This is a genomic window from Brevibacterium permense (genome assembly GCF_013280495.1).
In the GTDB taxonomy this organism is placed as follows: Bacteria; Actinomycetota; Actinomycetes; order Actinomycetales; family Brevibacteriaceae; genus Brevibacterium; species Brevibacterium permense.
Map to the genome: position 1 here is coordinate 314,720 of NZ_JABSSX010000001.1, position 25,730 is coordinate 340,449.

A 25,730-nucleotide genomic window follows, 5' to 3' on the forward strand; every position below is an offset into this window, starting at 1 on the left:
GTGGCAGGTCACGAGCAGAAGGTCACGGTCGAGGGCCATCGACTGACATTGAGCAATCTGGACAAAGTCCTCTACCCGGAGACCGGCACGACGAAGGGCGAGATCCTCGACTACTGCGCCAGGATCGCCCCGCACCTCATCCGCCATGCCCGCGACCGAATCGCCACGCGCAAACGATGGGTCGACGGCGTCGGCACTCCCGATGACCCCGGAGATGTGTTCTTCGAGAAGAACCTCCCGGACTCCGCACCGTCGTGGATCCGAACACGGGCGATCCGGCACTCCACCGGCACCAAACGCTATCCCCTGGTCAACGATCTCGCGACCCTGACCTATCTCACGCAGATGGCCGCGCTCGAGATCCATGTGCCCCAGTGGAGGGTGAGCGCCGGAGCGAAGGACCCCGGCACAATCGACGCGGAGACCCGCTGCCCCGACCGCATGGTCTTCGACCTGGACCCGGGCCCCGGACGCGGCCTCGCCGACTGCATCGAGGTGGCCCAGCTCGTGCGCGAACTGCTCGAGGGCATGGACCTGGAGGTCTACCCGGTGACCAGCGGATCGAAAGGCGTCCACCTGTATGCGCCGCTGGACGGGTCGGTGAGCTCGCAGCAGGTCTCCGACGTCGCCCATGAGCTCGCCCGCAGCCTGGAGGCCGACCACACGAAGCTCATCGTCTCTGCGATGAAGAAGACGCTGCGGGAGAACAAGGTCCTCATCGACTGGTCGCAGAACTCGGCGTCGAAGACCACGGTGGCTCCGTATTCTCTGCGCGGACGCTTCACCCCCTTGGTCGCCGCACCGCGCGGGTGGGACGAATTCGACGACCCGGCCGCCGTCGAGCAGGTGCGCTTCGAGGAGGTTCTCGACCGGATTGACGATGCCGGGGACCCCCTCGAACCCCTCGCCGAGGCGGCCGGAGGAACCGCTTCTGCCCCGGAGTCCGGGGCCGATTCGGAGTCCGGGGCCGACCCGAAGTCGGACGATGCCCCGAAAGCCGAGCGCGACCGACTGGTGGCCTACCGGTCCAAACGGGATCCGAAACGCACGAGCGAACCCGTGCCAGCGAAACAGGGGACGAGCGGGGACGAGCTGACCTTCGTCATCCAGGAACACCATGCGAGGAGCCTCCACTGGGACTTCCGACTCGAACACGATGGGGTATTGGTGTCCTGGGCGTTGCCGAAGGGACCGCCGACGAAGCCGAAGGAGAACCACCTGGCGGTCCAGACCGAGGATCACCCCCTCGAATACGGCAGTTTCGAAGGCACGATCCCGAAAGGGGAGTACGGGGCCGGCGACGTCGAGATCTGGGACGCAGGCACCATCGAGGTCGAGAAGTGGCAAGAAGGCAAGGAGATCATCGCGGTCCTCCACGGGCGCGAGGACGGCGGTCTCGGGGGAGTGCGGCGGTTCGCCCTGTTCAACACCGGGGACCACGGACCGAACAAGGAGCCCGAGAAGAACTGGATGATCCACCTCATGGAGGACGAGCCAAAGAAGCAGTCGGCGGCAGCGGACGACTCATCGAAGAAGGGTACGCCGACCGGGCGTACCTCCAAGAAGCGAGCCGCGAAGAAGGAGGCTCTGCCGGCGGATCTGGCTCCGATGCTCGCGAGCATCGGCGACATCGGCTCCCTCCGGCGGGAGGCCGAGGACTGGGCCTTCGAGATGAAATGGGACGGCATCCGTGCCCTGGCGAAGGTGGCGCCCGGTGACGGGGAGCGCACCGGCAGCATCGAGCTGACCAGTCGCAACGGTCATGACATGACGAACACGTACCCCGAGCTTCACGAACTGGTCGAGTGCATCGATGTCGACTGCATCCTCGACGGTGAGATCGTCGCCCTCGGGCAGGGCAGCAGACCGGACTTCGGACGCCTCCAGCGCAGAATGGGGCTGAGCCGGGACAGCGATATCGAGCGGGAACAGCGACGCACCCCTGTCTACCTCATGCTCTTCGACGTCCTCCACGCGGACGGATCGTCGTTGCTGCGCACCCCCTATACGGAACGGCGCGCACGTCTGTTCGAACTCGTGACCGAGAGCGAGCACATCCATGTGCCCGAGGCCTTCGAAGGAAGCGTCGACGCCGCCTTCGAATCCAGCCGGAAGCTTCGACTCGAAGGAGTGCTGGCGAAGCGGACCGACAGCGTCTACATCCCCGGAAAGCGCACCCGCACCTGGGCCAAGCTCAAGCACGCCTCGACCCGCGATGTCATCATCGTCGGCTGGCGGACCGGAGAAGGAGAACGCTCATCCAGCTTCGCCTCGCTATTGGTCGCCGCCCATGACGACGAAGGGCTCCACTACCTCGGTCGCGTGGGCACCGGGTTCGACGAGGCGGCCCTGCGGAGTCTGCGCTCCAGCCTCGATCGCCGGTCGCGGAAGACGCCGGCGCTCACCGTGCCGGCCGACGAGTCGCGAGATGCCCACTGGGTGCGACCCGACCTCGTCGGGGAGGTCCGGTTCTCTGGCCTGACCGAGGCCGGACGCCTGCGGCACCCGGTCTGGCGCGGCCTGCGCTCCGACATCGACGCAGAGGACGTCCGAGTCTGAACCAGTCGACGCTGATTCTGCTCCGATCCTCATGGACCTTTCGTCACGCACGTGCCGAGGAGCAGAGCCACGAGGAAGGCCACGACCACCCGGTCGATGGCATTTCGATGCGGGTTACGCACTTCGGGCATGCCATTGACTCCGAATGAGCTCTGCCGTTGTCGTCCTATGCTCAACAGTAGAGGTGTGTCTGACCATCTGCTCCGTCATCGCTGACAGCAGATCGGCACGCGGCTGGCTCAAGGGCGGATTGCCCGTTCCTCGGCGCTGTGTCCGGGGGTGAGGTCTCCCAGTTGCGAAGGGCGCAGCGATGCGAAGCCGCCCGTCGTCTCGGTCGCGATCACACGTGCAGTGAGGCAGACGTGATCGCTCCCGTCGTCGAGCATCGCGATGCGTTCGACGATGAGACGGTTGGGCAGGTCCTCGAGCAGCGGCACCCCGTCCTCGGTGACGGTGAAGTCAAAACCGGCGAATTTGTCCGTCTCCATTCCGGAAAGTGATCCGAAGTGCCGTGCCGACTCGCGGTCGACGTCGGTGAGGAAGTGCACCGCGAAGCGCTCGGAACGCAGCGCCACCCGGTAGGTGTGGTTGGCCTTCGACAGCCAGAAGCAGTAGTGCTCCGGATCGATGCTCGCCTGGGAATGGAATCCGACTAGGCATCCGGCACGTTCGCCCTCCGCCGAGGTGGTGACGACGATGAGCGGGGAATCGACCGAACCCATGAGGTCGTCGAGCCCGGAGGTGCTCATTTTCGTCCCTCCGCCGCCGGCTTCGCTTCGTATCGGAGGAAGAGAGTGTCATCGGCGACCATCGTCGACTTCAGCGAGAACTGTGCGATGCCGGCTCCCGGCGGCGCGACGCTGACGGGCAGCGCATCGCCGCCCATCATCGGTGAGATCGACAGGCACAGCTCGTCGAGGCGGTCTGCGGCGACGAGCTCCCCGAGCCACCGGGGTCCGCCTTCGCACAGGACGACTTGGTAGCCGAGACCGGCAAGGGCCTGCAGAGCGGCGGCTGGTTCGACCCGCTCCTCGCCGGCGATGATGACCGTGGCCGCCTGTTCGGCGGCCGCCAGCCGCTCCGGATCGGCCTTTGCGCACGTGATGACGATGGTGCGCGCGTGCTCCGGTGCTGCGGTGAAGACCTGTGACGACCAGTCGAGGTCGAGGCTGCGACTGACTACCGCCACGGGTGGCATCTCGGACTGTCCCCGTGTTTGACGCTGCGCTCGGGCGGACTCGCTCAGCCGCATCGGCGCGTAGCCTTCGCTGCGCACTGTCTGCGCGCCGACCATGACGACATCGGCGATCTGTCGCATCCGTCGGAACAGGTCCTGATCGGGTTCTGTCGACAGAGCACCGACGCGTCCGTGAATGGCAGCGGTTCCGTCGAGACCGGCGACCATATGACCGGTCACCCAGCATTCGTGCCGCGGCTGGGTGCGGTCGACCTCGAGATAGGGTGTCAGCGGGTCCGGGATCGGGGTGCCGCGTTCGAGAGGCTCCATTCGTGCAGTCTACTCAACGTCGCGGGCACTCGCGGCGGTGATTTTGCGACCCTCTCCCGGATCCCGCTGTTTGATCATCGGTGCGAGGAACTCAGTCCGTCCAGGCGTCGTCGGTGAAGTAGCCGTCGATGAACCCGGGCAGGCGCTGCCCGTCCTTCGAAGTCTCGAGCGTGTACGGGGCGACGTGGAAGCCGGCCTTGTCGAGTTCGCGCATCTTGTTCGTCGGCAGGTTCTTGCTCGGTCCCACCCATTCGATTCCGGCGTCCTTGATCTCGGCCGGTGATTCCTTCGGCATGGTCGAGCCCATGAGGTAGAGCGAGGTGTATCCGCGGTCGGCGATCGTCTTCGCCGCTTCGAAGTCGAAGGACTGGACGACGAGGGAGTCGTTGAGTCCGCGTTCGTCGAATTCGTCGAGGACGCGGTCGACCTCCTCGGGGGTGGCCCCGGGCTTGATCTCGGGCACGAGGACGACCTCGCCGCCCATCTCGTCGAGGAGTTCGTCGAGGGTGACGGTGGCGGCTTCTTCTCCGCCGGCCGGGTGCTTGATCGTGGCTGCGTCCCATTCCTGCCGGCTGAGGTCCCGGATAGGGCCGGTCGCGCCGTTGAGGGTGCGGTCGGCGGTGTCGTCGTGGATGAGGACGGGGGTGCCGTCTTCGAGGAACTGGATGTCCATTTCGGGGAGGAATCCGTCCTTCGCCGAGGCGGTGAATCCTTCCATGGATTCTTCCGGATAGACGTCGGCGCCGCCTCGGTGGGAGATCGTGGTCGGGAATTCGATGTCGGCGACCTTGTCGGGTGCGGTGTAATCGTTGGCCGAGCCGAGTCCCGGGGCGTCTCCGGCTGAGCCGAGGCCCGTGGCTGCGGCGGGTGCGAGGCCGGCGCCGAAGGTCGCCGAGGCCGCGAGGACCGCGGTGGCGAGGATAGTGAACGGACGGGTGCGCTTGGATGCTGTTCTCTGTGTAATCACGTGCGCGACGCTACGAAGCGCAGGTGATCTTGTGGCGAAGCCGCCGTGAACGTTCTTCGCAGAGTGGGCGAACGGCTGGGAAATGATTGACCTCGCCGAGGCGGCCGACCGGGCCCGTACGTCCGGCCGTTCACCGAACGGCCGGCACGAACCGTGGGTTAGTCAGTTTCCGAAAGCCTGCTTCGTGTGCGAGCGGCCGACGAAGGCCATGACGATGAGGAAGATGCCGAAGACGATCGTGTAGATCGCGATGATCCACACCAGCGCGAGCAATGCGGCTCCCGGGTTGGAGAAGACGACGATGAACGTGATGACGCCGAAGATGATGTCGAGGACTCCGAGGGCCTTCGACCATCCTTTGAATGATTTCGACGCGACGCTGAGGATGCCGCGGATGAGCATTCCCGACGCCATCATCAGCAGGATGACGGTGCCGCCCATGACGGCGAACGACAGCGGTACGATCATGATGATGACGCCGCCGATGACGTAGGCGATGCCTGCGGCCAGCTCCCAACCCCATGACAGGTTCTGTTTGCGGGCCTGCAGGGCGTGGGTGATCTCGAAGACGCCGTCGACGATGAGCCAGGCGCCGACCCAGATTCCGAGTGCTACTGCCATTGCGGCGGGTGCGACGAGGAGGAGGATGCCGAAGAGGACGGCGAGGATGCCGCGGATCAGCACCGCCCAAAAGGCGCCTTTGCCGAGCTCGGTCATCAGCGAACGAACGGCACCTGCGGGGTTTGTCGGGTTCTGTGGTGTAGCCATGATTCCTCCTGCTGACAAGACGTTTGGCTACTTGCAGTCTATACCTGATAGGTGAGGAAGGGAGGAGGGGCGCAGTTCTCGCTAAGATCACAGCATTGAGGTGGAGTGTTCTCTGGATTTCGGGGGATCGATCATTAGTCTTTCTGTAGTGAACAATAGCCCCGAAGCATCCCCAAAGCAGTTCCATCCCCACCGATTTCCTCATCGTGGTCTCCTGCCCGAAGGCAGATACTTCACACTGACCTGGACGATCGGCTACGACTTCGGTGGGATGACCACAGTCGCCCTGGAACGCAGCTCGGCCTTCGCCCGGCTCGACAACCGCCGGGTTGAGATTCTGACGCTGAGTCCGGAAATGAAGGGTCGGGACCGTGAGCGCGAACTCCACGAGGCGGGAACCCTCGATCGCAAGGTGAAGATCCGCAGTCTGTGGCAGGACCTCACCTCGTGGTCCGACCGGAAACTGCGGCGAATGGTCGGCACGGTCGATCCCGATCCGTCAGCAGTCGATGACGTCTTGAATCGGAGCGGACGGGATTGGACTGAGCTGAGGGAAGATTCCGAGGGCCACCTGCTCCAGGCCGACAGGTATCACGATCGTGGGCATCTGCTTGTCATCGATCGCCAGGACATGAAGAAGCGAGGCCGCCGAGGCGGACGCCGGATCACCCTGTTTGACCGTGACCAGAAGGTGATTGCCCAATGGGGCTCTGCTCGTGAGTTCTACCAGGCCTGGCTCGATGTCGTCATCGGGGACAAGCCTTCGTACCTCATCTGCGACTCGGCCTTCGTCGGCAATTTCATCCACGAATTTCGGCGCGACAATGTGATTCTTTGTATGGTCAACCACAATCATTTTCTTGCTGATGCGGATGATGAGCCCACTGGAGCACTGGCTGAAGACAAATTCGGCTACCTCCGTCATCTGGACAATTTCGACTTGGCGACCACACTCACCGATTCGCAGCGAGTCGCAATGGAGAGGCTGGACCTGTCGGCGGGAAAACTCACAACGGTGTCGAACCTGACCGATGACCTGCATGGAGACCCGTACCGACCGCGGGCCCGCCACAAGGGCTCCATGATCGCTCGTCTGGCTCCTCAGAAACGCGTGGAAGACGCGATCGTCGCTGTTGCGGACGTCGCGGCCCGTGGCCGGCAAATAACGCTCGACATATACGGCGACGGCGAGGACAGGCCGATGCTCAGCGAGCTAATCCAGAGCAAGAACGCCGTTGACCGAATCACACTGCGCGGCCACGTTGAAGGTGCGAAATCAAACTTTCTCGCCAGCTCGTTCAGCCTCTTGACCAGTCGATACGAGGGGCAAGGGCTGGTGGTGCTGGAGAGTATGTCGGCAGGCTGCATCCCTATCTGTTACGAGGTGGACTTTGGCCCGGCAGACATCATCGAGCACGGTGTCAATGGCTTTCTCGTCGACCCGGGCGACGTCGACGGACTGGCTGACGCGATCTCGACATTCCTTTCTCTGTCTGAAGACGAGGTTTCGGCGATGCGCCGAAATGCCGTATCCCGGGCAGCAGACTTCTTCGAACGTCCCATTATTCGACGGTGGGGAGAGGTACTGGCCTCACAGTCGTTTGCTCCGATCATCCGCGCCGAGGGCGCGCACGCCGAGGCCCAATCTGCCGAAGTGACTGCAAACGGAATTGCCATCACTCTGAGAGTCTCTGACCTGAAGGAGAGCACCCTCACCCAGACGTTCGTCTCCTGGAAGTCGCGGGCTGGCACCTTCTATGGGCGAGTCGAAGCTCGCCGGAGTGGAGAGCTGATCACGGCCGAGATTCCGTATTCTCGGATCGAGCATATGACGGGAGAATACGTTGACTTCTCCCTTGACCTCGTCTTTGACAGAGGGTTTGAACGAGTGCGGATCGCCTGTGGCGAAGACTCCGTTATCAGAACTTCAGATCAGGTGCATCTCTATTCGACCAAGCACGGGAACTTCAGTGGCCGCCTTGTCCGAACGGATCTCACATCCACTTCTTGACTCGGAAGACGACGTAGAGAACGACTCCCAACCCAAGCATGAGCCCCAACGCCATCGGATAGCCGAAAGTCCAGTGGAGTTCGGGCATATCGTCGAAGTTCATGCCGTAGATCGCTCCGACGACGGTGGGGGCGAAGAGGATCGCTGCCCAGCCGGAGATCTTCTTCATGTCCTCGTTCTGCCGCTGCGCGACGAGGGAGGAATTGACGTTGAGGATCTGCGACAGGGCTTCTCGCAGCTCGCCCGCCTCGGCGAGGACTCGCGTGAGGTGGTCGGTGACATCATCGAGGTAGGCGCGAAGGTCGTCGGGAATCGCGTACTTGGCTTCCCCGTTCCCGAGCGCCTGCGTCAGTCGGTTGAGGTGGGTGGAGTTGTGGAGGACATCGATCACTTCCTGGCTGAGGAGATAGATGCGCTCGGCAGCGGCAGTGTCCCCGCTGAAGACCTGCCGCTCGATCCCGTCCTTGTCATCCTGCAGTCCGTCGAGGACGGGGAAGTATCCATCGACCACGGTGTCGAGCAGGCGGAACATGAGCGCCTTTGGTCCGAGTGCGAGAAGTTCGCGGTCTTTCGCCCAGCTGCGCTTCTCGTTCGTGAAGTACTCCTGGACTCCGCTGGTGTCCGCCGGAATCGGTGTGCCGTCGATGAATCGGTCTCCCTGACAGATGATGACGAGCACATCATCTTTCATCAGCAAGTGGAACTCGTTGAACTCGACTTCCTCTTTCGCGTCGATGTAGACCGCTGATTTGAGGACGACGAAGAGCACATCACCGTAACGTTCGACCTTGGCCCGCTGGTTCGCATGGAAGAGGTCATCGACGAGAACCGGATGCAGGTCCCACGTCGAGGCGACCTCCGCGAACAGCCCGGGAGCGGGCCTGGGGATGACGATCTGCGTGATCGAGCCGGGAACCGACGAGCCGGAGCCGTCCGGGTCATGTGCAGACAGCGCGTCGGCAAAGGACCGGACGACGTTCATCTCCTGCGGTTCGCTGTCGATGATGCGGCGGCTGAACAGCGTCGGTGCCTCGGTGGACTTCGCTTCTGACCCCACCGCCGGTCGCTTGCGCAGTGACGGTCGTTCGGGCTTGTCTCTGCGGACTCTTGACATTGTGCTCCCTTTCCTCTGACAGCTCTTCAACGGTACTGCACACATAGGTCGGCCTCAGGACGCAGCAAGTGGGAGGCGAAATACTTTATCGTCGAATCCTCAGACCGGGTGCGGTGCCTGCGCCAAATCTCTGACTGCGCCCGTGCGCAGATGGGGTTAGAGTGGCAACCGGTCGGCATCGTCGCGGACCGGTTGCCCACCACGAGGAGCATGAGAGGACGGAGCCGTAGACCATGCCACGCATATTCCTCCGCCTTTGGCGCCGCTACCGGGATACAGCACTCTTCCTGAAGATGACGGCCGGGTTCGTCCTCGGACTCATCGTTGCCTTCGTCTTCGGAGAGAAGGCGCAGGTGCTGTCACCGATCGGTGACATCCTGCTCAACCTCCTCCAGCTGATCGTCATCCCGATCATCATGGTGACGCTGATCGACGCGGTCAACAGCACGCGCCCCGGAAACCTCGTCAGGGTCGCCTTCAAGACCTTCGCCTTCTACATCCTCACGACGATCGCCGCCGTCATCATCAGTCTGTCCCTGGCCCTTCTGGTCAAACCGGGGACCGGTCTCCAGCGCCCTGAGAAGGGCGCAGAGACACCCGAGGCCCCCTCATTCGTCGACCAGCTCGTCGGCATATTCCCCGAGAACGTCTTCAAGGCTCTGGTCGACGGCAACATCCTCGCTCTGATCTTCGTGGCCTTGATCGTCGGCCTCACGATGGCAGGTATGCGCCGCTCGTCCGATTCGACGATCTCCGGCTTCGGGAAGCTCGTGTACGACCTCGTACTCGCGGCCAAGGAGATGACGTTCCGCATCCTTGGAGGGATACTCCAATTTGCACCGTTCGGTATCGCAGCCCTGGTGGCGAGCGATATCGGCAGCCAAGGAATCGATGCCCTGGCGGCACTGGGCAAACTGACCGGCGTCGTCTATGCCGGTCTGGCAGCGCAGATCCTCCTTGTCTATATTCCGCTGCTGCTGCTCAACCGGATTCCGGTCGGCGGATTCTTCCGCGTCGCCGGTGCGCCGATGGCCACGGCGTTCACGACTCAGAGCAGCTCAGGGACGATCCCTGTGTCGCTGGAGGCGACGAGGAAAGCAAACATCCGCCAAGAGGTCGCTGGCTTCGTCATCCCATTGGGTGCGACCATCAACATGGACGGAGCGGTCATCCGTCTGGGGGCGTCCGTGGTGCTGGCTGCCAATATCGTCGGCCATGACATGTCCGTGCTCGAACTCGGCGCGATCGTCCTCACGGCCACGTTCGTCTCGATCGGCACCGCAGGAGTCCCCGGCGCCGGACTCATCGGCTTGACGATCCTGCTGCAGCAAGCCGGTCTCCCGCTTGAGACCGTCGCTCTGGTCGCCGGTGTCGACGTTCTGCTCGGAATGGGGGCGACGATGCTCAATATCACCGGCGACCTCGTCGGAGTCCACCTCATCGACAAGAGTGAGAAGCGGATCAGCGAGGGCAGCCGAGAATTGTAGCCCGTTCACTCGAATCACGGGAGGGGTGGCGAAGGCTTCGTCATTCTGAAAACCTGAGGGCACGGTCCGCACACGTGCTCACCCGACGATACGGCGAGGCCCTGGACCGTGGAGTGAACTGCATCGATACAGCCAACCTCTGCTCGGCCGGGGACGCGGAAAGAGTCCTCGGCGAGATCATGGGCGACAAACGCGATGAAGTCATCCTCACCTCAGATACGAATCACAGATGAAGGAGAAACACCGATGACCACACGTGACGAACTCCGTGCAGAGAAGGCCCTGCAGGGGATGGAATTCCCCGCTTCGAAGACCGAGCTCATCGACTATGCAACCGAACGCTCGGCCACGGCGAAGACACTTCAGGCCTTGCAAGCTCTGCCGGATCGGCAGTTCGAGAACAAGGACGATGTCGTCGAGGCAGTGCCGCAGGAGCCCGAAGGCGACGCTCCCGGAGGCGTGCACCGATGAGATCGGCCGGTGCACTGACGACGTGACAGAAGACAGTGAATCGGAAGAAGGTGTTCGAACATGCGCAGTGATGAGTTCCTCAAAAACGTCACCGAAACCGGCGGGCCCGGCGATCCTGAAAGCGCTGCCGTCGTGACCCGGACGGTATTGGATAACCTGGGGAAACGGCTCAAAGGCGGAGAGGCGGCGGATCTGGCCGCCCAGCTTCCTGCCGAACTGCAGGAGCCGCTCCAACGGCACGGTTCGGAGGCCCCACTGACCGACGACGTCGATGAGTTCCTCCGTCGTCTGGCTGACCAGCTGGGCCAGGGGATCGATCCTGTTACCGCCCGTGCCTACGCGCGTGCCGTGATCTCGACGCTTGACGCCGCGGTCTCAGAGGGCGAGGTCGATGATCTCCGCTCACAGCTGCCGGCAGGCTTCGCACCGCTGTTCGAAGGCTGATCTGTGCTTCGCCCCTCACCCTGGTGAAGGCACGGTCTTCGCCGGAGTGAGGGGCGATCTGTCTCCGGCGTCATGGCCGCACCTGAACCCGGCGGCGCGAACACCGTCGAGATGAATGAATCCCGGGGCCCACTGGCAGCGCACAGCGCGTGAACCCCATCCGACTTTCGAGGGCTGCGAATTCGCGAATATGGACAGTCTTCGAACTCTCCGGCCACCAGCACGACATCATCGCGCAGGCCGTCAATGAACTCATCGACATGCTGCCGGATCCGCCTCGGGCATCCTTCAGCAGCGAACCCGACCTCGACGAGGTTGAGCCCCTCGCTCCGGGTGACGACTTCGGGGCGTAGCCCTCATGCGAGAAGAGCGCGAGGTGCGTGGTGCGTGGTGTGAGGATGCTCTTGGCGAAGCCGACCACACCGCGTGAGAGCTGACCACGATCAAGCAGGAACGGAGGTCGAGTTCAGGTCGGACACAGATGGGCATGCACAATAGTCTCCATGACCTTCCTACCGGCAGATCTGCCGCACACCGCTGTTCGCGGTGCCAATTTCGCGCAGTCGGTCGCCAAACTCGTGGCTCAGAGGCTGCGGGAACGCTTCCGTGAATCGCGACTGCCAGACGAATTCTCTCCGCAGGACGATGACGTTTTCGTTGCAGCCGGCTACTTCGCTGGTGACCTCACCTCGGTTTACCAGCTCGAGCAGTGGCTCTGGCCCTTCAAGCAGCTCGAAGCGCGGCTCAAGGAAGCCGGTCATGGGGATCAGCCTTTCGGGATCATTGTCCGCAATGCCCCGGTTGCTGAGTACCTTAAGAGCATCACCTCGTTCCCGGTGCGGTTCTCACGCCTGACCAGCGGCCTCGACAAGTTCATGCAGTCCCCGAGTCTCCGTGCCGTCTTCTATGTCAACCAGGGAACCAGCAATTTCCAAGCGCTGCGCTACCCCGAACCCGCTCACGTGCACCTCAGCCACGGCGAGAGCGAGAAGATCTCGATGATTTCCAACCAGCTCAAGGGGTACGACTATGTCTTCACAGCCGGCCGGGCTGCAAGGGAACGAGTCCAGCAGGCTCTTTACGGAATGAGCGACGATCGCATGTTCGACGTCGGACGACCGCAGCTCGACCGCCCCCGTTCGGTTCCGCACGAGTGGAAGAGATTCAAAGAGGCGTCCCCGGACGGGCAAGCCGTATTCTATGCGCCCACGTGGGAGGGTGACTCTCCGTCGATGGCGTACGGCACCATCGCCTACAACGGAACGCAGCTCGTCACTTCGCTGCTGGAAGCCGGATACCGAGTGATCTTCCGCCCGCACCCGCGCACCGGGGTGATGTGCCACGAATTTGAGAAGGCTGTGGAAGACGTGGCGGAGATCGTCGAGTCCGATCCGCGTGGGTTCCTCGACGAGAGTCCAGACGTGTCTTGGCAGTTGGACGAGGCCGATCTCGCAGTGGTCGAGATGACCTCCGTCGCTTTCGACTGGCTCTCCTCCGGGAAACCCCTCGTGATGGTCCAGCCTCACGAAACCGAGGCAGAGGTGCTCGAAGGCGGCCTGCTGGATCTGTGTCCGACAGTCGGATCCACCGGTGAAGCCGATGTCGTCGACGTCATCGCCGAGGCAGTCGCGCAAGCCGGGTCTGTTGAGGCGATCGCCCAGCTCTATCTCGGTGACACGAGCCCAGGGGCGCAGATGGCCCGTTTCATCCGGTCAAGCGAGCAGGTGATCGCCCAGCGGGTCGAGGAGCATCGGTTGAAGCACCTCGTGTGAAGCAATTGATAGTTTCTTAACTTGAAATTACAGAATGGTAAAATAACGCCGGACCAATTCTGCGGCCCACCACCTGGGCTCCGATCACTGGACGGAAACAGCAATGCGACGAGTCATTACGTATGGAACCTTCGACCTGCTCCACTACGGGCATATTCGCCTGCTCCAGCGGTGCAAGGAACAGGGCGATTACTTGGTGGTGGCCCTGTCGAGCGACGAGTTCAATGCCGGCAAGGGCAAGAAGTCGTACTTCAGCTACGAAGAACGCAAGCACATGCTCGAAGCGATTCGCTACGTCGACCTCGTCATTCCCGAGGACAACTGGGAACAGAAGTCGACCGACGTCGACAAGTACCATATCGACACGTTCGTCATGGGTGATGACTGGGAAGGCGAGTTCGACTTCCTCAAGAACAAGTGCGACGTCGTTTACCTGCCCCGCACGCCGGAGATCTCGACTACTCGAATCAAAAGCGAGCTGGGTAAGTCCTGACCGAAGGGGCGCGGACTTCGCGCTATCGTGGCTGGAGACCAACCATGGACCAGAGAGGAACGGACGTGCCCGAAAAGTCTCCGGCGAAACATCCGTCGCTGGCGGAGCTTCGGGCCAAGGCCCAGCCGATAGAAGTCCGCAGCCGAAAGAACGCGGAGCACTGGACGGCACAGCTCTATCTTCGGCACATCTCGATCTATTTCACCATGTTGCTCGTTCGGACCCGGATCAGCGCCAACGGCGTCACCGGGCTGATGATCCTGTCAGGTTGGTGCATCGCCGTAAGCCTGCTGATCCCCGGCATCTGGGGTGCAGTCCTTGCCGTGTTCTTCTCCCAAGTGCAGATGTACATCGACTGCTGTGACGGTGAGGTCGCCCGCTGGCGCGGAACGAGCGGTGCCAAAGGCGTCTTTCTCGACAAGGTCGGCCACTATACGACCGAAGGTCTTGTCGCGGTTGCCCTCGGAATACGAGCGGTGGGGGAGTGGAGCAACCTCGTAGACGACCCGGCCGGTTCGTACCCGCTTCTCCTCGCCGGGACCGTCTTAGCCGCATTGGTCCTGTTGAACAAGGCACTCAACGACATGGTCCATGTCTCCCGCGCGTTCAACGGACTCGACAAACTTGCGGATTCGAAGGAAGCCACCGCCGTCAACCCGGGCCTCGTCGCCACTCTCAAGCGCATCGCCCGATTCGTGCCCTTCCACCGCATCTTCCACTCGGTGGAGATGTCTCTGATGGCTCTGCTCTCGAGCATTGTGTCTGCGATTGCTGTGGCAGGTGGGGCCGAACCGCTGTTAGGAGAACGGTGGCTCGTTCTCATTATGGTGCCGCTGTGCCTGCTGTCGGTCATCGGACATTTCCTGTCGATCATGGCATCGAAGCGGTTGTCATGAGCGAGTCATCCAGGATCCTCTCCCAGCGGTTCGAAGGCAATCGTCGCTACACGTTCGGCGTCGTCGTGCTCAGCCAGGGAAAACGACTCGACGACCTCAACCGCGGTTTCGAATCACTGCTGGCGCAGAAAGGCGTCGATCTCGACATCGTCTGTGTTGGAAATGGATGGGAGCCAGAAGGCATACCGGACCAAGTCAAGAAGTTGGGGCTGCCGGAGAACCTGGGCATCCCTGCCGGGCGCAACGCCGGAGTCCCTCACGTCGACGGTGAGTTCCTGTTCTTCCTTGACGATGACGCATGGCTGCCGGACGACACGTCGCTGATGCGCATGGCGCAACTGATGCGTACGAAGCCGCAGATCGGTCTGATTCAGCCGAGGGTCGAAGAACCTGGCGGGCCGGACGCGCCGAAACGGTGGATTCCCAGACTCAAGAAGGGGAGCGCCGACCACTCATCGAACGTGTTCTCGGTGTGGGAAGGCGCAGTCTGCATGCAACGTCGAGCGTTCGACGAGTGCGGGGGATGGCCGGCACCATTCTGGTACGCGCATGAGGGAATCGAGCTCGCGTGGAGGGTCTGGGACGCCGGCTACATCGTCTGGTACATGGGCGATCTCGCCGTCGCCCACCCGGTGATCGACCCGAGGCGCCACGACGAATACTTCTACATGAATGCGAGAAACCGAGTTTGGCTGGCGCGGCGTAATCTGCCGTGGCCGTTCAGCTGGGCCTATGTGGGTTCATGGACATTGATGCAGTTCATCAAGTGGGCCAATAAGCCTCACCAACTCAAAGCGTGGATGGAAGGATGGCGCGCTGGATGGCGTCTCGACCCATGGGGGCAAGACGAAGACCGGCAGAAGCTGTCAAGAAGAGGTGTACTTCGAATGTCCCGGCACGGACGCCCCCCGATCGTGTGAACGCCAGGATTATCTGCCCGGCGCGCGATAGATCGCACCGACAACAAAGAGGGGACCGCGGTCGGGTCCGACCTCACCGACTGAGAAACCGAGTGGAGCCGCTTCATGTCGTCATCAGCGTACGTTGCTGAAAGCTCTCCCCACGCGAACAGCGCACCTCAGCCCTCCGGCTTCCGCTCCGATATCCAGGGGCTGCGTGCACTGGCTGTGGGCATCGTGCTCTTCTACCACCTGTGGCCCGACCGCTTCGTCGGCGGATTCGTCGGAGTGGACGTCTTCTTCGTCATCTCCGGCTTCCTCATCACCAGCCACCTCATCAAGTCCCCTCCGCGCAGCTGGGGCGATGTGGCAAAGTTCTGGGCGCGACGAGTCCGGCGACTGCTGCCGGCGTCACTGCTCGTCCTCTTCCTCGTCGGAATCGCAACCTTCCTCGTTGCTCCACAATCTGTCTGGGCCGATACCGGACGCCAGATCCTCTCCGCAGGGCTCTACCTCGTCAACTGGGACTTCGCCGTATCCAGCGTCGATTACCTGTCTGCGGACAATGCTCCGTCGCCGGTGCAGCATTTCTGGTCACTGTCCGTCGAGGAACAGTTCTACTTCGTCTGGCCGATGATCATCGGTCTGGCGTTCCTCGTCGGGGCGAAGCTCGGCCGATCCAAGAAGATCGTCGGTTTCACCGTTCTCGGAATCTTCCTCGCCTCCCTCATCTTCTCCATCGTCTACACGGCCGACGAACCTGCAATGGCCTACTTCATCACCCCGACCCGGATGTGGGAACTGACCACCGGCGGCCTCGTCGCCGTCTTCGTTCTCTATGTTCGACCAGAGCGGCTTCCATTCAGTTCAGTGCTCGGGTGGGTCGGTCTCGCCGGAATTGTGGCTGCCACCTTTCTCATCCGCGCAGACATGCCGTTCCCCGGCTACATCGCGCTGGTCCCGGTGGTGTCGACTGCCCTCGTCATCCTCGCCGACTCCCGGGGCCGGGCGTCTGTGCTCCCACTGTTGTCACTGCGTCCGGTGCGCTTCCTCGGTGACATCTCGTATTCCGTCTACCTGTGGCATTGGCCCCTCATCGTCCTCGTGCCGTACCTGTCGGCCAAGCTTGGACGCTCGGAGAGTCTCGGCGTCCTGGACAATATCGCCATCATCTTGGTCTCGATCATCGCGGCCTGGGCTTCGACAACCTGGGTCGAGAACCGATTCCGCAAGTCGTCGTTCTTCAGCAATTCGAAGAAGACCTTCGCGTTTGCAGCCTTGGCGATGGCGCTCGTCGCCGCACTGGGACTCAGCCAGATGGTCATCGCCAACACCATCGTCGAGCAGAACGAAGACAAACTGCAGGCCCAGTTGGACGATCCCGACTCCTGCCTCGGCGCCGGGATTCTCCTCCCCAGTGCCAAGGACAATCCCAACTGCGAAGACAAGGACTCGTTGCAGATGGAGCCCGCTGCGGCGAAGAAGGACAGGTCAAAAGCCTACGCGGATGGTTGCTGGGCCAGTGCACCATACGCAAGCAAACCGGAATGCACCTATGGAGACGGGTCGAAACATGTCGCGCTGGTTGGAAATTCACATGCCGGTCATTGGCTGCCGACGCTCGAGCGCTTGGCCGATGAACAAGATCTGACGATCACCACTTTCCTCGCCTCGAACTGCAGCATTTCTACCCTGCCGCAGGACCTTTCGACGCCGGCCGAAACCAAGGGGTGTCAGGATTACGCCGATTGGGTATCGAAGAGAACGACCGAAGGAGGATTCGACGCAGTCATCACCTCCGAGCGGCAGTCCACGCCGCTGGAAGGTATGGACTGGGAAGAAACAGAGAAGGAAGCGCCTGAAGGACATCGTGAGATCCTGCAGCGCTGGGTCGATGCTGATTTGGATGTTGTGGTCATTCGGGATACCCCATACCCAGGCGGGGCAGGTGTCACCGTGCCGGATTGCGTTGCCAAGCACGAAGACGACCTCGAAGAGTGCTCCGGAACTCCGGAATCATGGCACTGGATGGATCCGCTCGCAGCCTCCGCGAAGACCATAGATTCGAAGAAGATGTCGGTCATCTACCCCCAAGACTGGTTCTGCCCCGAGGGGCGCTGCGAGCCTGTCATCGGCGGCGTCATCACCTATTTCGACACCGCCCATATCACCGCGACCTATGCGCAGACCCTTGCCCCGCAATTCGACGCTAGCCTCCGCAAGACGGGCCTCGGCACCTTCGATTGAGACCGCTGCGGTTCAACGAACTGACAGTCAAGTCGTATACCGTGTGCCTGATTGCTCTTGACCACCGACTGCTACGAACGACCGATCACCGAAACCTCTGAAAAGGACTGAACGAGTGACCACTGGACGAAACGCTGCCGACCGATACTTCAGCAAGGGACGCGAACTGGTGAAGCCAGTCGTCCACGGAATCGCCCGTCGTGCACTGCCCGTGGTCGAGCGGGCCTCCGGGACGAAGTACGTGCGCGAGCGCGCAACCGGCGGCACCGGCAAGTCGTCCGGCAAACCGAAGAAGATCGCGACCGAGACCGCTCGTGCCTACCGGAAACTGGCAACAGGATTGCGCGGAGCGACAGCAGAGGACACCGACGGATGGACCGTTGCGCCGTCGACCCGAGAGGTCGACACCAAGGCACGGCAGCTGGCGCGCCTCAAGGCGCACGCGGCATTGTCCGAAGCACTGACTCAGGGATCGTCGTTCGGCCCCGCAGCTGTGCAGGTCGGCCGGTCACTCGTCGCTGCCGGGCACCTGGCTGACACCGTGTCGATCGGGCTCAACCTCCGCAGCAATCCCTCCACCGAGGAAGCCGGTAGGGTTCTCCTAGGCATGGCCTACCAGCGGTCATCGGACTCCGAGGTCGCCTGGGCGCAGTTTGAGAAAATCGACGACCGGGACATCATCGTCTCTGCCGCCGAGGAGTACTACCCGACTGCGATCGACACGCTGGGTGACGACGGTCTGCCGCTCCTGGACCGGGCGAACGAGACAGGCGAAACCGACCGCTGGAGTGCGAAAGCCGTGCTACGCACCGCTGAATCGGCCTTCTGCATCGGAGCCTTTGACCACGTCCGTTCGCTCGTCGAATCACGTCTGAACCAGATGGAAGACGCGACGGATTCGGCGGTGCGTTACGAGCTCAATCGCATGCGCGACTGGCTACCGGGAGGAAAGCACCTCGAGGCTCTGCCGACGACAGCCGGAAAGCGCAACTTCGGTGTCCTCAGTTACGATCAGCCGGGGATCCGGTCACGCAACATCGGCGACTACATCCAGACGATTGCCTCGATTGGTCACCTCCTCCGGTATGAGAACCTCACGTTCTCCGGCGACGAAGGATTGACAGCACTCTTCAAGAAGTTCCGCAAGTCAGTCAAAGAGGAACGAAAGTACGCGGGGCCGGAGGGCGAACTCAATCTGGTCGAGGTCTATCGAGACGGCAACGTCTACCAGGACATCCCGGAGGACACCTGGTACATCGCCTTCGGATGGTACATGCACGACATCTTCGGTAAGTCGTTCAATATTCCGTTCCACCCGAATCTGCGCCCGATCCTATTGTCCGTGTTCGTGCGCTACCCCGAGATGCTCACCCCCGAAGCCATCGCCTATCTCAAGAAGTACGGACCGGTCGGTTGCCGTGACTGGCAGTCCGTCGCCGTGTTGCGCGCAGTCGGTGTGCCCGCATTCTTCTCTGGCTGCCTGACGACGACAGTCGATACTCTCTTCCCTGCAGCCTCACCTGATCGTCGCTCGGGGACGCTGCGCGTCGACTGGACGAAGGACAACAAGGGGCCGAAGAAGAAGCAGACCGTCACCGCGATCCGCGACAAGTCGTTCCCGGAGAACCTCGAACTCGCACGCAACTGGGTCGCTGATTACGCCTATAAGTACAAGCACGTCCTCACTTCCCGCCTGCACGCGAATCTGCCCGCACGATCGGTCGGGGCCGACGTCGACTTCGAACCCAAGAACAAGTCCGATTCGCGGTTCGGTGGACTCATCGGCATCGACTCAGCCGAGTTCGATGCCATTCGCAATGGAATCCTCGACAAGCTCGCTGAATTGCTGCCCCTCATCGCAACGGGCGCATCCGAAGACGAGATCTACGCAAAGTGGGTCGAGATCACAGCAGACGAGATGGCATTCGCTGACGAATATCTGGCATCGGCCCAACTGCCCGTCGCGGACAGAGAGACCGTTGCCTCGGCACTGAGCGGGATCGAACGCCCCGCACCTGACGCGCAGGTCACCGACATCGTCATTACCGTTGAGAAAGGCGAAGGGACTTTGGTCGGGGAGGCACTCCGCACTCTCGAGACCCACGCGGGATCCGCCTACCGGGTGTGGCTGCCGAACGGTGCGTTGACGTCAGCCGAGGTCGACGAGATCCGAAACGAGCTCACTCGGGGGAGCATTGACATCCTCCCGTCTGTGGCACTAGGGGACGAGAAGAACACGTCTGAAGTGCTGTTAGCTGTTCTGCCTGAGCTGTTTGCGGACCACGAGCGTCTCATCGTCGTGCCCGCAACCGCCGAGGTGTCCGCAGACATCACCGAGCTCTCGACCGTCGACTTCAAGGACACGCTGCTGGCTGCGAAACATGACGTCAGGAAGAGCCGATCCAGCGGTCTCACACTGATGCGGCGGATCGCGAGCTCGTTCGGTGACGATCACACGGGCGCCCTCGATTTCGTCTTCGCCAGCCACGCAGGGATGAACGAAGACTTCGTGCCGTTCGACCCGCAGATCGCCGTGCTCAATCTGGCCGGCCTGCGCAGCGAAGGCATCGTGGAACGAGTCCTCGGTCTCGTGCAGCAGAACGGCCTCAGCTATATCGACGCGATGCAGATGACCGTGAAAGGCCGGTACGCCGACCTCGACGGTGACTGGAACATCCACGCTCAGTGGGAGGCATCGGATGTTCCCAAGATCGTCAATTGGCGTCGTCAGGCTCGCCACTTCGGCCACATGGCGCTGACGCGCTGATTGCCCGTTCGCCGTCGATGAGCGCTGAGGAAAGGTACCACTTGTGAGGTTGCGACCCCGAACGAACCCAAACGGCAACGGCCGGGACGCTGAACCAGACGGTCCCGCATTTGGGACCGACGCAGTCCACGTATACAACGTGCTGTGGGGCATTCCGGAGTCCATGGGCGGCATGACGACGGCTGCGCTGCGTCGGATTCGGAGCTTCCAGGACTTCGGCAACCCGCTGTCACAGACCATTCTCACGTTCAGTCCGCGCATGGACACAGATGAGATCAGGGATCGTCTGATCGCACAGGGGAAGATGCGAGAGAACGTTGAACTGGTCAATATCTGGCAGGATCTGCGAGGACGAAACGAAGCCGAACTGGCCCGCCTTGAGGGTGAGCCCCCGAGGATGCCGATCCCCGACGAAGACGGCGAACTCGAGAACATCACCGCCTTCTACGACGTGTTCCGAAACTCGCGGACCGGTCGGGTCATCCGGCGCAAATACCTGCGGGGCGACGGAAGTCTGCTGCTTGCTGACATCGAGGATCCGAAACTGGGCAGACGGTTCATCCTGCATTCCCCGGCCGGGGAGCCGATGGCTGAGTGGCGACGCCCGCGGGACTTCTACAATGCGTGGATCACGGCGACCGTGACGAAGTCGCCGGCGGTCGTCATCGTCGATGACAAGAAGGTCAGCGAATTCATCCACGAGATCCCTAACCGCGACTTCGCACTCATCCTCTTTCTCCACGGGAGTCATCTCCGCCACCCGTGGAACGGCGATCATGGGCAGCCTCTGAAGGCCCGTACAGATACGATGCGCAACTTCGACCGATTCGACATCGTCGGAGTGCAGACACAGCAGCAGGCCGAAGCAATTCGAGCTCTGGGCTTCTCAGGCGAGAACATCAGACTGCTGACAGGGGAACTGCCGCAAGGGTCGGTCGTGTCTGATCCGCCTATGCTTCGAGACACGGGGAACGCCATAATGGTCGCGAACCTCATCGACCTCAAACGCATCGATCACCCGATTCGCGCTGTCGCGAAGCTGCGCGACCGCGGTATAGCAGTCTCCCTGACCGTGCTCGGAGAGGGACCCGCGAGGCCGAAGCTTGAAACCCTCATCGATGAACTCGACCTCGGCGATCGCGTCGCACTGCCTGGGTACGTCAATGATGTGCATGAACGATTGACGTCGGCGTCGTTCTCCACGCTCACCAGCACAAGCGAGGGTCTGCCGCTGTCGATGCTGGAGGCGATGGGCGCCGGCTGTGTTCCCATCGTCTATGACATCACCTACGGGCCACAGGATCTCATCGATCAGGGCGACAACGGCTTCATTACGCCGTGGAGCGACATCGACGCACTGGCCGATCAGATAGAGGAATTCCTCTCCCTGGAGCCCAGCGAAGTCGAGTCCATGCGTCGAGCAGCGGTGAGCTCCGTCGAACGCTACCTCCCCGAAGCCGGATACCGGCGTTGGCAGGAGGCGCTCGGTGAGATGCGGTTGACGAACTTGCCGGACAGCGTTGACACGAAGTCGGCTCCGTCGATCGAAGTCAAGAAGCTCACCTGCACCCCGATTGCGGGCGGCAGCAGAATTGAGATCGAAATCGACGGTATTCTTCAGTCGACTGCAGAGACGCTGCAGCTGGTCGTGGCCGGCAGGAAACTCAGCACGTTCTTCATCAGTGAGCTGTCCGAGATCTCATTCCGCAGGTTCGGGCACCGAACGGTGCTTACGTTCGACGTGGACGATGAGAGCTTTTCCGAGTCCGCTGGTGAGACATTCGACGTCTTTCTTCGCCGACCCCATGATCTGTGGTCATCGAAGCGGAGAATCAGCACTCCGAAGCGATTCCGCGTCACGACTGCGACAGCCAGCGAATGGTATGCGACGAAGCACGGGAACCTCTCGGTCAGACCTCGGAAGTAATTCGAGCTTCAGGCGTCCGCATGTTCCGGTGACGCGCTGACCGCGGCGATGACCCGCTGGCGGAGTCCGATCGCGGCTATTCGTCGTCGGCCTCGGCGTTGACGCTCTCGGTGTGGTAGCTCTGCAGCGCAGCCGTACGATCAGCGATCAGCCTGGACACCGCCTCGGTGAACAGAACGGTCGATGATCCGGGTTCGCCGTCGCCGAAATAGTGGCGGCGGAGCTCATGCCTGATCTCTGCTGAAGAATCGCGCACGAGCATCTCTTTGAGCAGCGATTCGACACTTCCGATCGACTCATCGTTGATGAGGGGCGCGGCGCGGCTGATCGGCGCCTCGGCATTGAGTGATTCAGTGTCACCGCGACGGTCGGTGAGAACGAGCGGCTTATCCGGGTGGAGATAGAGGAAGTCGAGTCCGACGCTGGAGATATCGGTGATGAGCAGGTCGACCGTGTCGAACATGCCGAGGATGTCTCCCTGCATGAGCACCTGGTGCTGCTGGGTCTCGTTGGCGATCGACACATTTGCCGCCTCGATGAGGTCGAGGATTCGAGCATTCGCCTCGACCACGTCCGGGTCTTTGGACGTTTCGACCCGAGGATGGGGTTTGTAGATCAGACGCGCACCGGGAATCTGGAGGGCGGCTTCGACGATCTGCGGACCAAAGCGATCGACCGAGGTGTAGTTGTTCGCATCATTCTCGCCCTCCCACGTGGGCGCATACATGATCGTCCTGGCAGACGAAGGTGCGAGCTCGAGCGGCCTTTCGATATCCAATTGGGGCCGGCCGACTCGGACTAGCTGGGATTCATCAAAGTCGATGAGAGCCCTGCGGTGTCGTTCCACAGCGGCCTCGCCGGCAATGAAGACCTTGTCATAGGCCTTGGCCTGATTGGACACCATGCTCAGCTTGTCGGACTCACCATGATTGATATGGACATGGACCATCGGAGCAAAACTGAGCGACTGGAAATTCGTCATTCCGTTGTTGACGTACAGAGCGAGCTTGAAGTCATTGGCGTGGTAGAAGGTCTGCAGGGGATCGAACCTTCGTTTGAACACCACGGGGAGGCGAGTGGTTTCCAGCACGCTGGTCAAGGCTGAACCTTTTCGCACGACGATGACGACCCTGTGCTCCTTATGGAGCTCCTCGAGGACCGGGATCCACTGTTCGAGTTGGTAGAATTTCGAGCTGCGGTCGCCGAAGTAGACGACGACTTCGGCTTTGACATAGCTGCCGTCATATTCGTCTTCGAGGCGGTTCCATCGTTCTGTGCCTCTGATCCACTTGCTTGTATTCTTCCAAGCGGATGATTTCAGAGCCCAGAGAGCAGTCTTTCGGATCAGGCTCATTTCGATGTCCCTTTCGAGGCTGACGCAAACCATTGAGCAAGCTTTAGTGTGACTCTCGAGTCAATACTAGGGGCATGTAGCGTGGAGAAGAGAACGGTGACATATGTGAAATTCAATACTGAAGGGTTCTCGATCTGAACGAGCACTTGGTCCCGCGTTCTCCCATTCGACAGACTCTCTTGTCACCTCAGCATGTTTTGGGTTCATATTGAGAAGGCCCTGCTGAACCACAGATCAGATGGGCTCTGCGCAGTCGACGGGGTTGGTCGCAAAATTCGAGGAATAGGCGAGCTCGACATCAGGCTATCGCCGACGAAGCACTGCCGAGATTGTCTTATAGAAATTGTCATTCTAGATCTGAAACGTCGAAGTGTCTGGCAGCCAGTAGCTGTCATGATGCGTACGAGCGTACACCCAGATGACGGCAAACGTGTGACCTCCTCAAGAGAACGATCGCGGATCGGCCCGAGCAGATCGTCGTGAGAAGTTGATCGTCCACATAGCCGGATATCGCGGATATTGTTGGCCATCTCGTCAATAACCCCAATGAATACCAGAAATGCTCATACCGTTCCCTAGCAATCACAGACTGGTTCAGTAACCGAGGCACTGCCTATGCCCTGACACCTCGCGGTATAGCAACGCCGCCCGAATCGAAGTTCTACGCGAATAGCTTGCGGAAAAGCCTTCGAACCCGCCTGTAACTCAGTCCGATGACGGATTGTGAGAGCCGGCGCCGGAGCGACACCTGCTCGAGCTTTCGCCGCTCCGCAGCCAAGTAGTACCTGTAGTAGCGCTGGTAGTTCTCGTAGGTCCGGCGGAATTTGATCTGACTGCGGAGTTTGTACTGAGCGGCGGTCGTGGCCGGCTGAGGCGGGAGCTTTGTCTTCAGCTGCTCATAGCTGTACGGTTCGAAAGAACTGTCCGGTGCGATGACGCTCTTGATCCCCTCAAACAACGTGTTGTACACGGACGTGAGGAATTCCTCGTCCCGATCGATCCCGGATACCATAGCTCGTTCGAGAGCAGGGATGACTGCTCCGGCGTTCCATTGCTCCGGCGGAACAGCACGTTCGGAATATCCGATTGAATCGTAAAAGTAAGGGACTTTGAAGTTCCAAGATAGCCCGATGGAGGGTACCGAGTAGGCGAAAGAAGTGATAGAGGCGTGCAGACGGAACGCAATGACCCCATCACATTCGTTTAGCTCCTGGACCAATTCGTCAGGAGTATTGACGGTGAAGACTACGTTGCGAGCGGGAATCTTCTTTTTGCGGAACAGCGCGTCAAGAAATACTTCATCTGAAAAATGGCCTGTAGTGAAAAGGCGGTAGTCGTATCCGCGCTCAGTAAGTTGTGCGATTATGTCGAGCCAGAAGCGGCGCTGTTTGCTCTCGTTCCAGGAGATGCCGTTGTCTGCGAATATCCCAGCACGGGTCACAACCAATCCAATGGTCTTGGCACGGCCCACGGCCGGTAGCGTGCGAGGAGTTGCGACATCCCGATACACAATATCCGCGAGAACAGCTGGATCAGCTACTCGTGCGACTGGAATATTTGTGCTTTCAGTGTACTTCCGTAGTGACTCCAGATCATCGCGCGTGGTGATCTGACGAACGCAGGGCAATTCCAGAGCGGCCTTGAGCGCTTGAGATTTGGGATTGTCAGGATCGTAAGACTCTACTCCGATGCTCGAGAAGATAACTGGAACATTGTACTCATTTGCCAACTCGAGTGTCGTGATAGTGCGTCGGTAAAAGCTCTGGTACTTGTAATTGAACAGCGGAGCTCCACCGAAAATGATGAGATCCGCATTGGAAATGGCTTTTTTAGCGTCTTCAAGCAGTTTCGGATCGCCAGTCTTCAAGAATTTCTTGCTGACTATGCCCGCGGCTCGACTGTTGATCGAATACTCGTCAGGGGTCAGGCCAAGGTTGGACATGATTCCCTTGATGATCGAGAGAACGCTGCCCTCGATGATCTGATCGCCGACATTGTCTGAGTCGCGATTGGTCAGTAACAGGATTCGGAACTTTGCCATTGACCA

Annotated in this window: 21 protein-coding genes; 14 read left to right on the top strand and 7 right to left on the bottom strand. The window is 61.0% G+C overall.

Annotated features, from left to right (window positions below; all coding sequences use genetic code 11):
* On the top strand, positions 1-2,559 hold the full coding sequence (locus HK353_RS01535) for an ATP-dependent DNA ligase (protein ID WP_173151587.1): 2,559 nt from the start codon (positions 1-3) through the stop codon (positions 2,557-2,559).
* 239 nt (positions 2,560-2,798) lie between these two features.
* Here HK353_RS01535 and HK353_RS01540 read toward each other — a convergent pair whose 3' ends face one another.
* The 4 genes from HK353_RS01540 to HK353_RS01555 all read right to left on the bottom strand — a co-directional run bounded on the left by HK353_RS01540 (position 2,799) and on the right by HK353_RS01555 (position 5,801).
* Complete coding sequence (locus HK353_RS01540; protein WP_173151589.1) at positions 2,799-3,308, bottom strand: flavin reductase family protein; 510 nt, start codon at positions 3,306-3,308, stop codon at positions 2,799-2,801.
* On the bottom strand, positions 3,305-4,066 hold the full coding sequence (locus HK353_RS01545; RefSeq protein ID WP_173151591.1) for a pyrimidine reductase family protein: 762 nt from the start codon (positions 4,064-4,066) through the stop codon (positions 3,305-3,307). Before HK353_RS01545 ends, HK353_RS01540 begins: the two co-directional genes overlap by 4 nt.
* A gap of 91 nt (positions 4,067-4,157) precedes the next feature.
* Positions 4,158-5,033: a glycerophosphodiester phosphodiesterase family protein gene (locus tag HK353_RS01550; RefSeq protein ID WP_173151593.1), complete on the bottom strand. Its 876-nt coding sequence runs from the start codon at positions 5,031-5,033 to the stop codon at positions 4,158-4,160.
* A 162-nt stretch (positions 5,034-5,195) separates the two neighbouring features.
* Entirely contained in the window at positions 5,196-5,801 is a 606-nt protein-coding gene (locus HK353_RS01555; protein WP_173151595.1) for an HdeD family acid-resistance protein, read from the bottom strand.
* Between the two features lie 148 nt (positions 5,802-5,949).
* On the opposite strand from HK353_RS01555, the gene HK353_RS17365 reads away from it, so the two are divergent.
* Positions 5,950-7,812 carry a glycosyltransferase gene (locus HK353_RS17365; protein ID WP_173151597.1) on the top strand — a complete coding sequence of 621 codons (1,863 nt, stop codon included), beginning with the start codon at positions 5,950-5,952 and terminating at the stop codon, positions 7,810-7,812.
* Here the strand turns inward: HK353_RS17365 and HK353_RS01565 are convergent.
* Positions 7,796-8,926 carry a magnesium and cobalt transport protein CorA gene (locus tag HK353_RS01565; protein ID WP_173151599.1) on the bottom strand — a complete coding sequence of 377 codons (1,131 nt, stop codon included), beginning with the start codon at positions 8,924-8,926 and terminating at the stop codon, positions 7,796-7,798. The two genes, HK353_RS17365 and HK353_RS01565, sit on opposite strands and share 17 nt — an antisense overlap.
* A 233-nt stretch (positions 8,927-9,159) precedes the next feature.
* Here HK353_RS01565 and HK353_RS01570 point away from each other — a divergent pair, with 233 nt between their 5' ends.
* The 12 genes from HK353_RS01570 to HK353_RS01625 all read left to right on the top strand — a co-directional run bounded on the left by HK353_RS01570 (position 9,160) and on the right by HK353_RS01625 (position 22,329).
* Entirely contained in the window at positions 9,160-10,413 is a 1,254-nt protein-coding gene (locus HK353_RS01570; RefSeq protein ID WP_173151601.1) for a dicarboxylate/amino acid:cation symporter, read from the top strand.
* Positions 10,414-10,487: 74 nt separating this feature from the next.
* Positions 10,488-10,646, top strand: coding sequence for an aldo/keto reductase (locus HK353_RS01575; RefSeq protein ID WP_241241461.1), 159 nt, complete (start codon positions 10,488-10,490; stop codon positions 10,644-10,646).
* 13 nt (positions 10,647-10,659) lie between these two features.
* On the top strand, positions 10,660-10,884 hold the full coding sequence (locus HK353_RS01580) for a DUF2795 domain-containing protein (RefSeq protein WP_127364806.1): 225 nt from the start codon (positions 10,660-10,662) through the stop codon (positions 10,882-10,884).
* Positions 10,885-10,944: 60 nt separating this feature from the next.
* Positions 10,945-11,328, top strand: coding sequence for a DUF2267 domain-containing protein (locus HK353_RS01585; protein ID WP_173151603.1), 384 nt, complete (start codon positions 10,945-10,947; stop codon positions 11,326-11,328).
* Between the two features lie 149 nt (positions 11,329-11,477).
* Positions 11,478-11,681 (top strand): hypothetical protein, encoded by a 204-nt coding sequence (locus HK353_RS01590; RefSeq protein WP_173151605.1) that lies wholly within the window; start codon positions 11,478-11,480, stop codon positions 11,679-11,681.
* A gap of 150 nt (positions 11,682-11,831) precedes the next feature.
* Positions 11,832-13,100 (top strand): CDP-glycerol glycerophosphotransferase family protein, encoded by a 1,269-nt coding sequence (locus HK353_RS01595; protein WP_173151607.1) that lies wholly within the window; start codon positions 11,832-11,834, stop codon positions 13,098-13,100.
* A 103-nt stretch (positions 13,101-13,203) separates the two neighbouring features.
* Positions 13,204-13,593, top strand: coding sequence for a glycerol-3-phosphate cytidylyltransferase (gene tagD / locus HK353_RS01600; RefSeq protein ID WP_173151609.1), 390 nt, complete (start codon positions 13,204-13,206; stop codon positions 13,591-13,593).
* Between the two features lie 65 nt (positions 13,594-13,658).
* Positions 13,659-14,489 (top strand): CDP-alcohol phosphatidyltransferase family protein, encoded by an 831-nt coding sequence (locus HK353_RS01605; protein WP_342589775.1) that lies wholly within the window; start codon positions 13,659-13,661, stop codon positions 14,487-14,489.
* Positions 14,486-15,409, top strand: a complete 924-nt coding sequence (locus HK353_RS01610) for a glycosyltransferase family 2 protein (RefSeq protein ID WP_173152089.1) — start codon at positions 14,486-14,488, stop codon at positions 15,407-15,409. The genes HK353_RS01605 and HK353_RS01610 overlap by 4 nt, the downstream gene beginning before the upstream one ends.
* Before the next feature lie 105 nt (positions 15,410-15,514).
* Complete coding sequence (locus tag HK353_RS01615) at positions 15,515-17,635, top strand: acyltransferase family protein (protein ID WP_173151613.1); 2,121 nt, start codon at positions 15,515-15,517, stop codon at positions 17,633-17,635.
* 115 nt (positions 17,636-17,750) lie between these two features.
* Positions 17,751-20,402 carry a glycosyltransferase family protein gene (locus HK353_RS01620; protein ID WP_173151615.1) on the top strand — a complete coding sequence of 884 codons (2,652 nt, stop codon included), beginning with the start codon at positions 17,751-17,753 and terminating at the stop codon, positions 20,400-20,402.
* Positions 20,403-20,445: 43 nt separating this feature from the next.
* Positions 20,446-22,329 carry a glycosyltransferase gene (locus HK353_RS01625; protein ID WP_173151617.1) on the top strand — a complete coding sequence of 628 codons (1,884 nt, stop codon included), beginning with the start codon at positions 20,446-20,448 and terminating at the stop codon, positions 22,327-22,329.
* Between the two features lie 76 nt (positions 22,330-22,405).
* Here the strand turns inward: HK353_RS01625 and HK353_RS01630 are convergent, their stop codons facing one another.
* Together HK353_RS01630 and HK353_RS01635 are read right to left on the bottom strand one after the other, a co-directional pair.
* Positions 22,406-23,683, bottom strand: a complete 1,278-nt coding sequence (locus tag HK353_RS01630; protein WP_245395703.1) for a CDP-glycerol glycerophosphotransferase family protein — start codon at positions 23,681-23,683, stop codon at positions 22,406-22,408.
* 661 nt (positions 23,684-24,344) lie between these two features.
* On the bottom strand, positions 24,345-25,724 hold the full coding sequence (locus HK353_RS01635; protein ID WP_173151619.1) for a polysaccharide pyruvyl transferase family protein: 1,380 nt from the start codon (positions 25,722-25,724) through the stop codon (positions 24,345-24,347).
* Between the last annotated feature and the right edge of the window lie 6 nt (positions 25,725-25,730).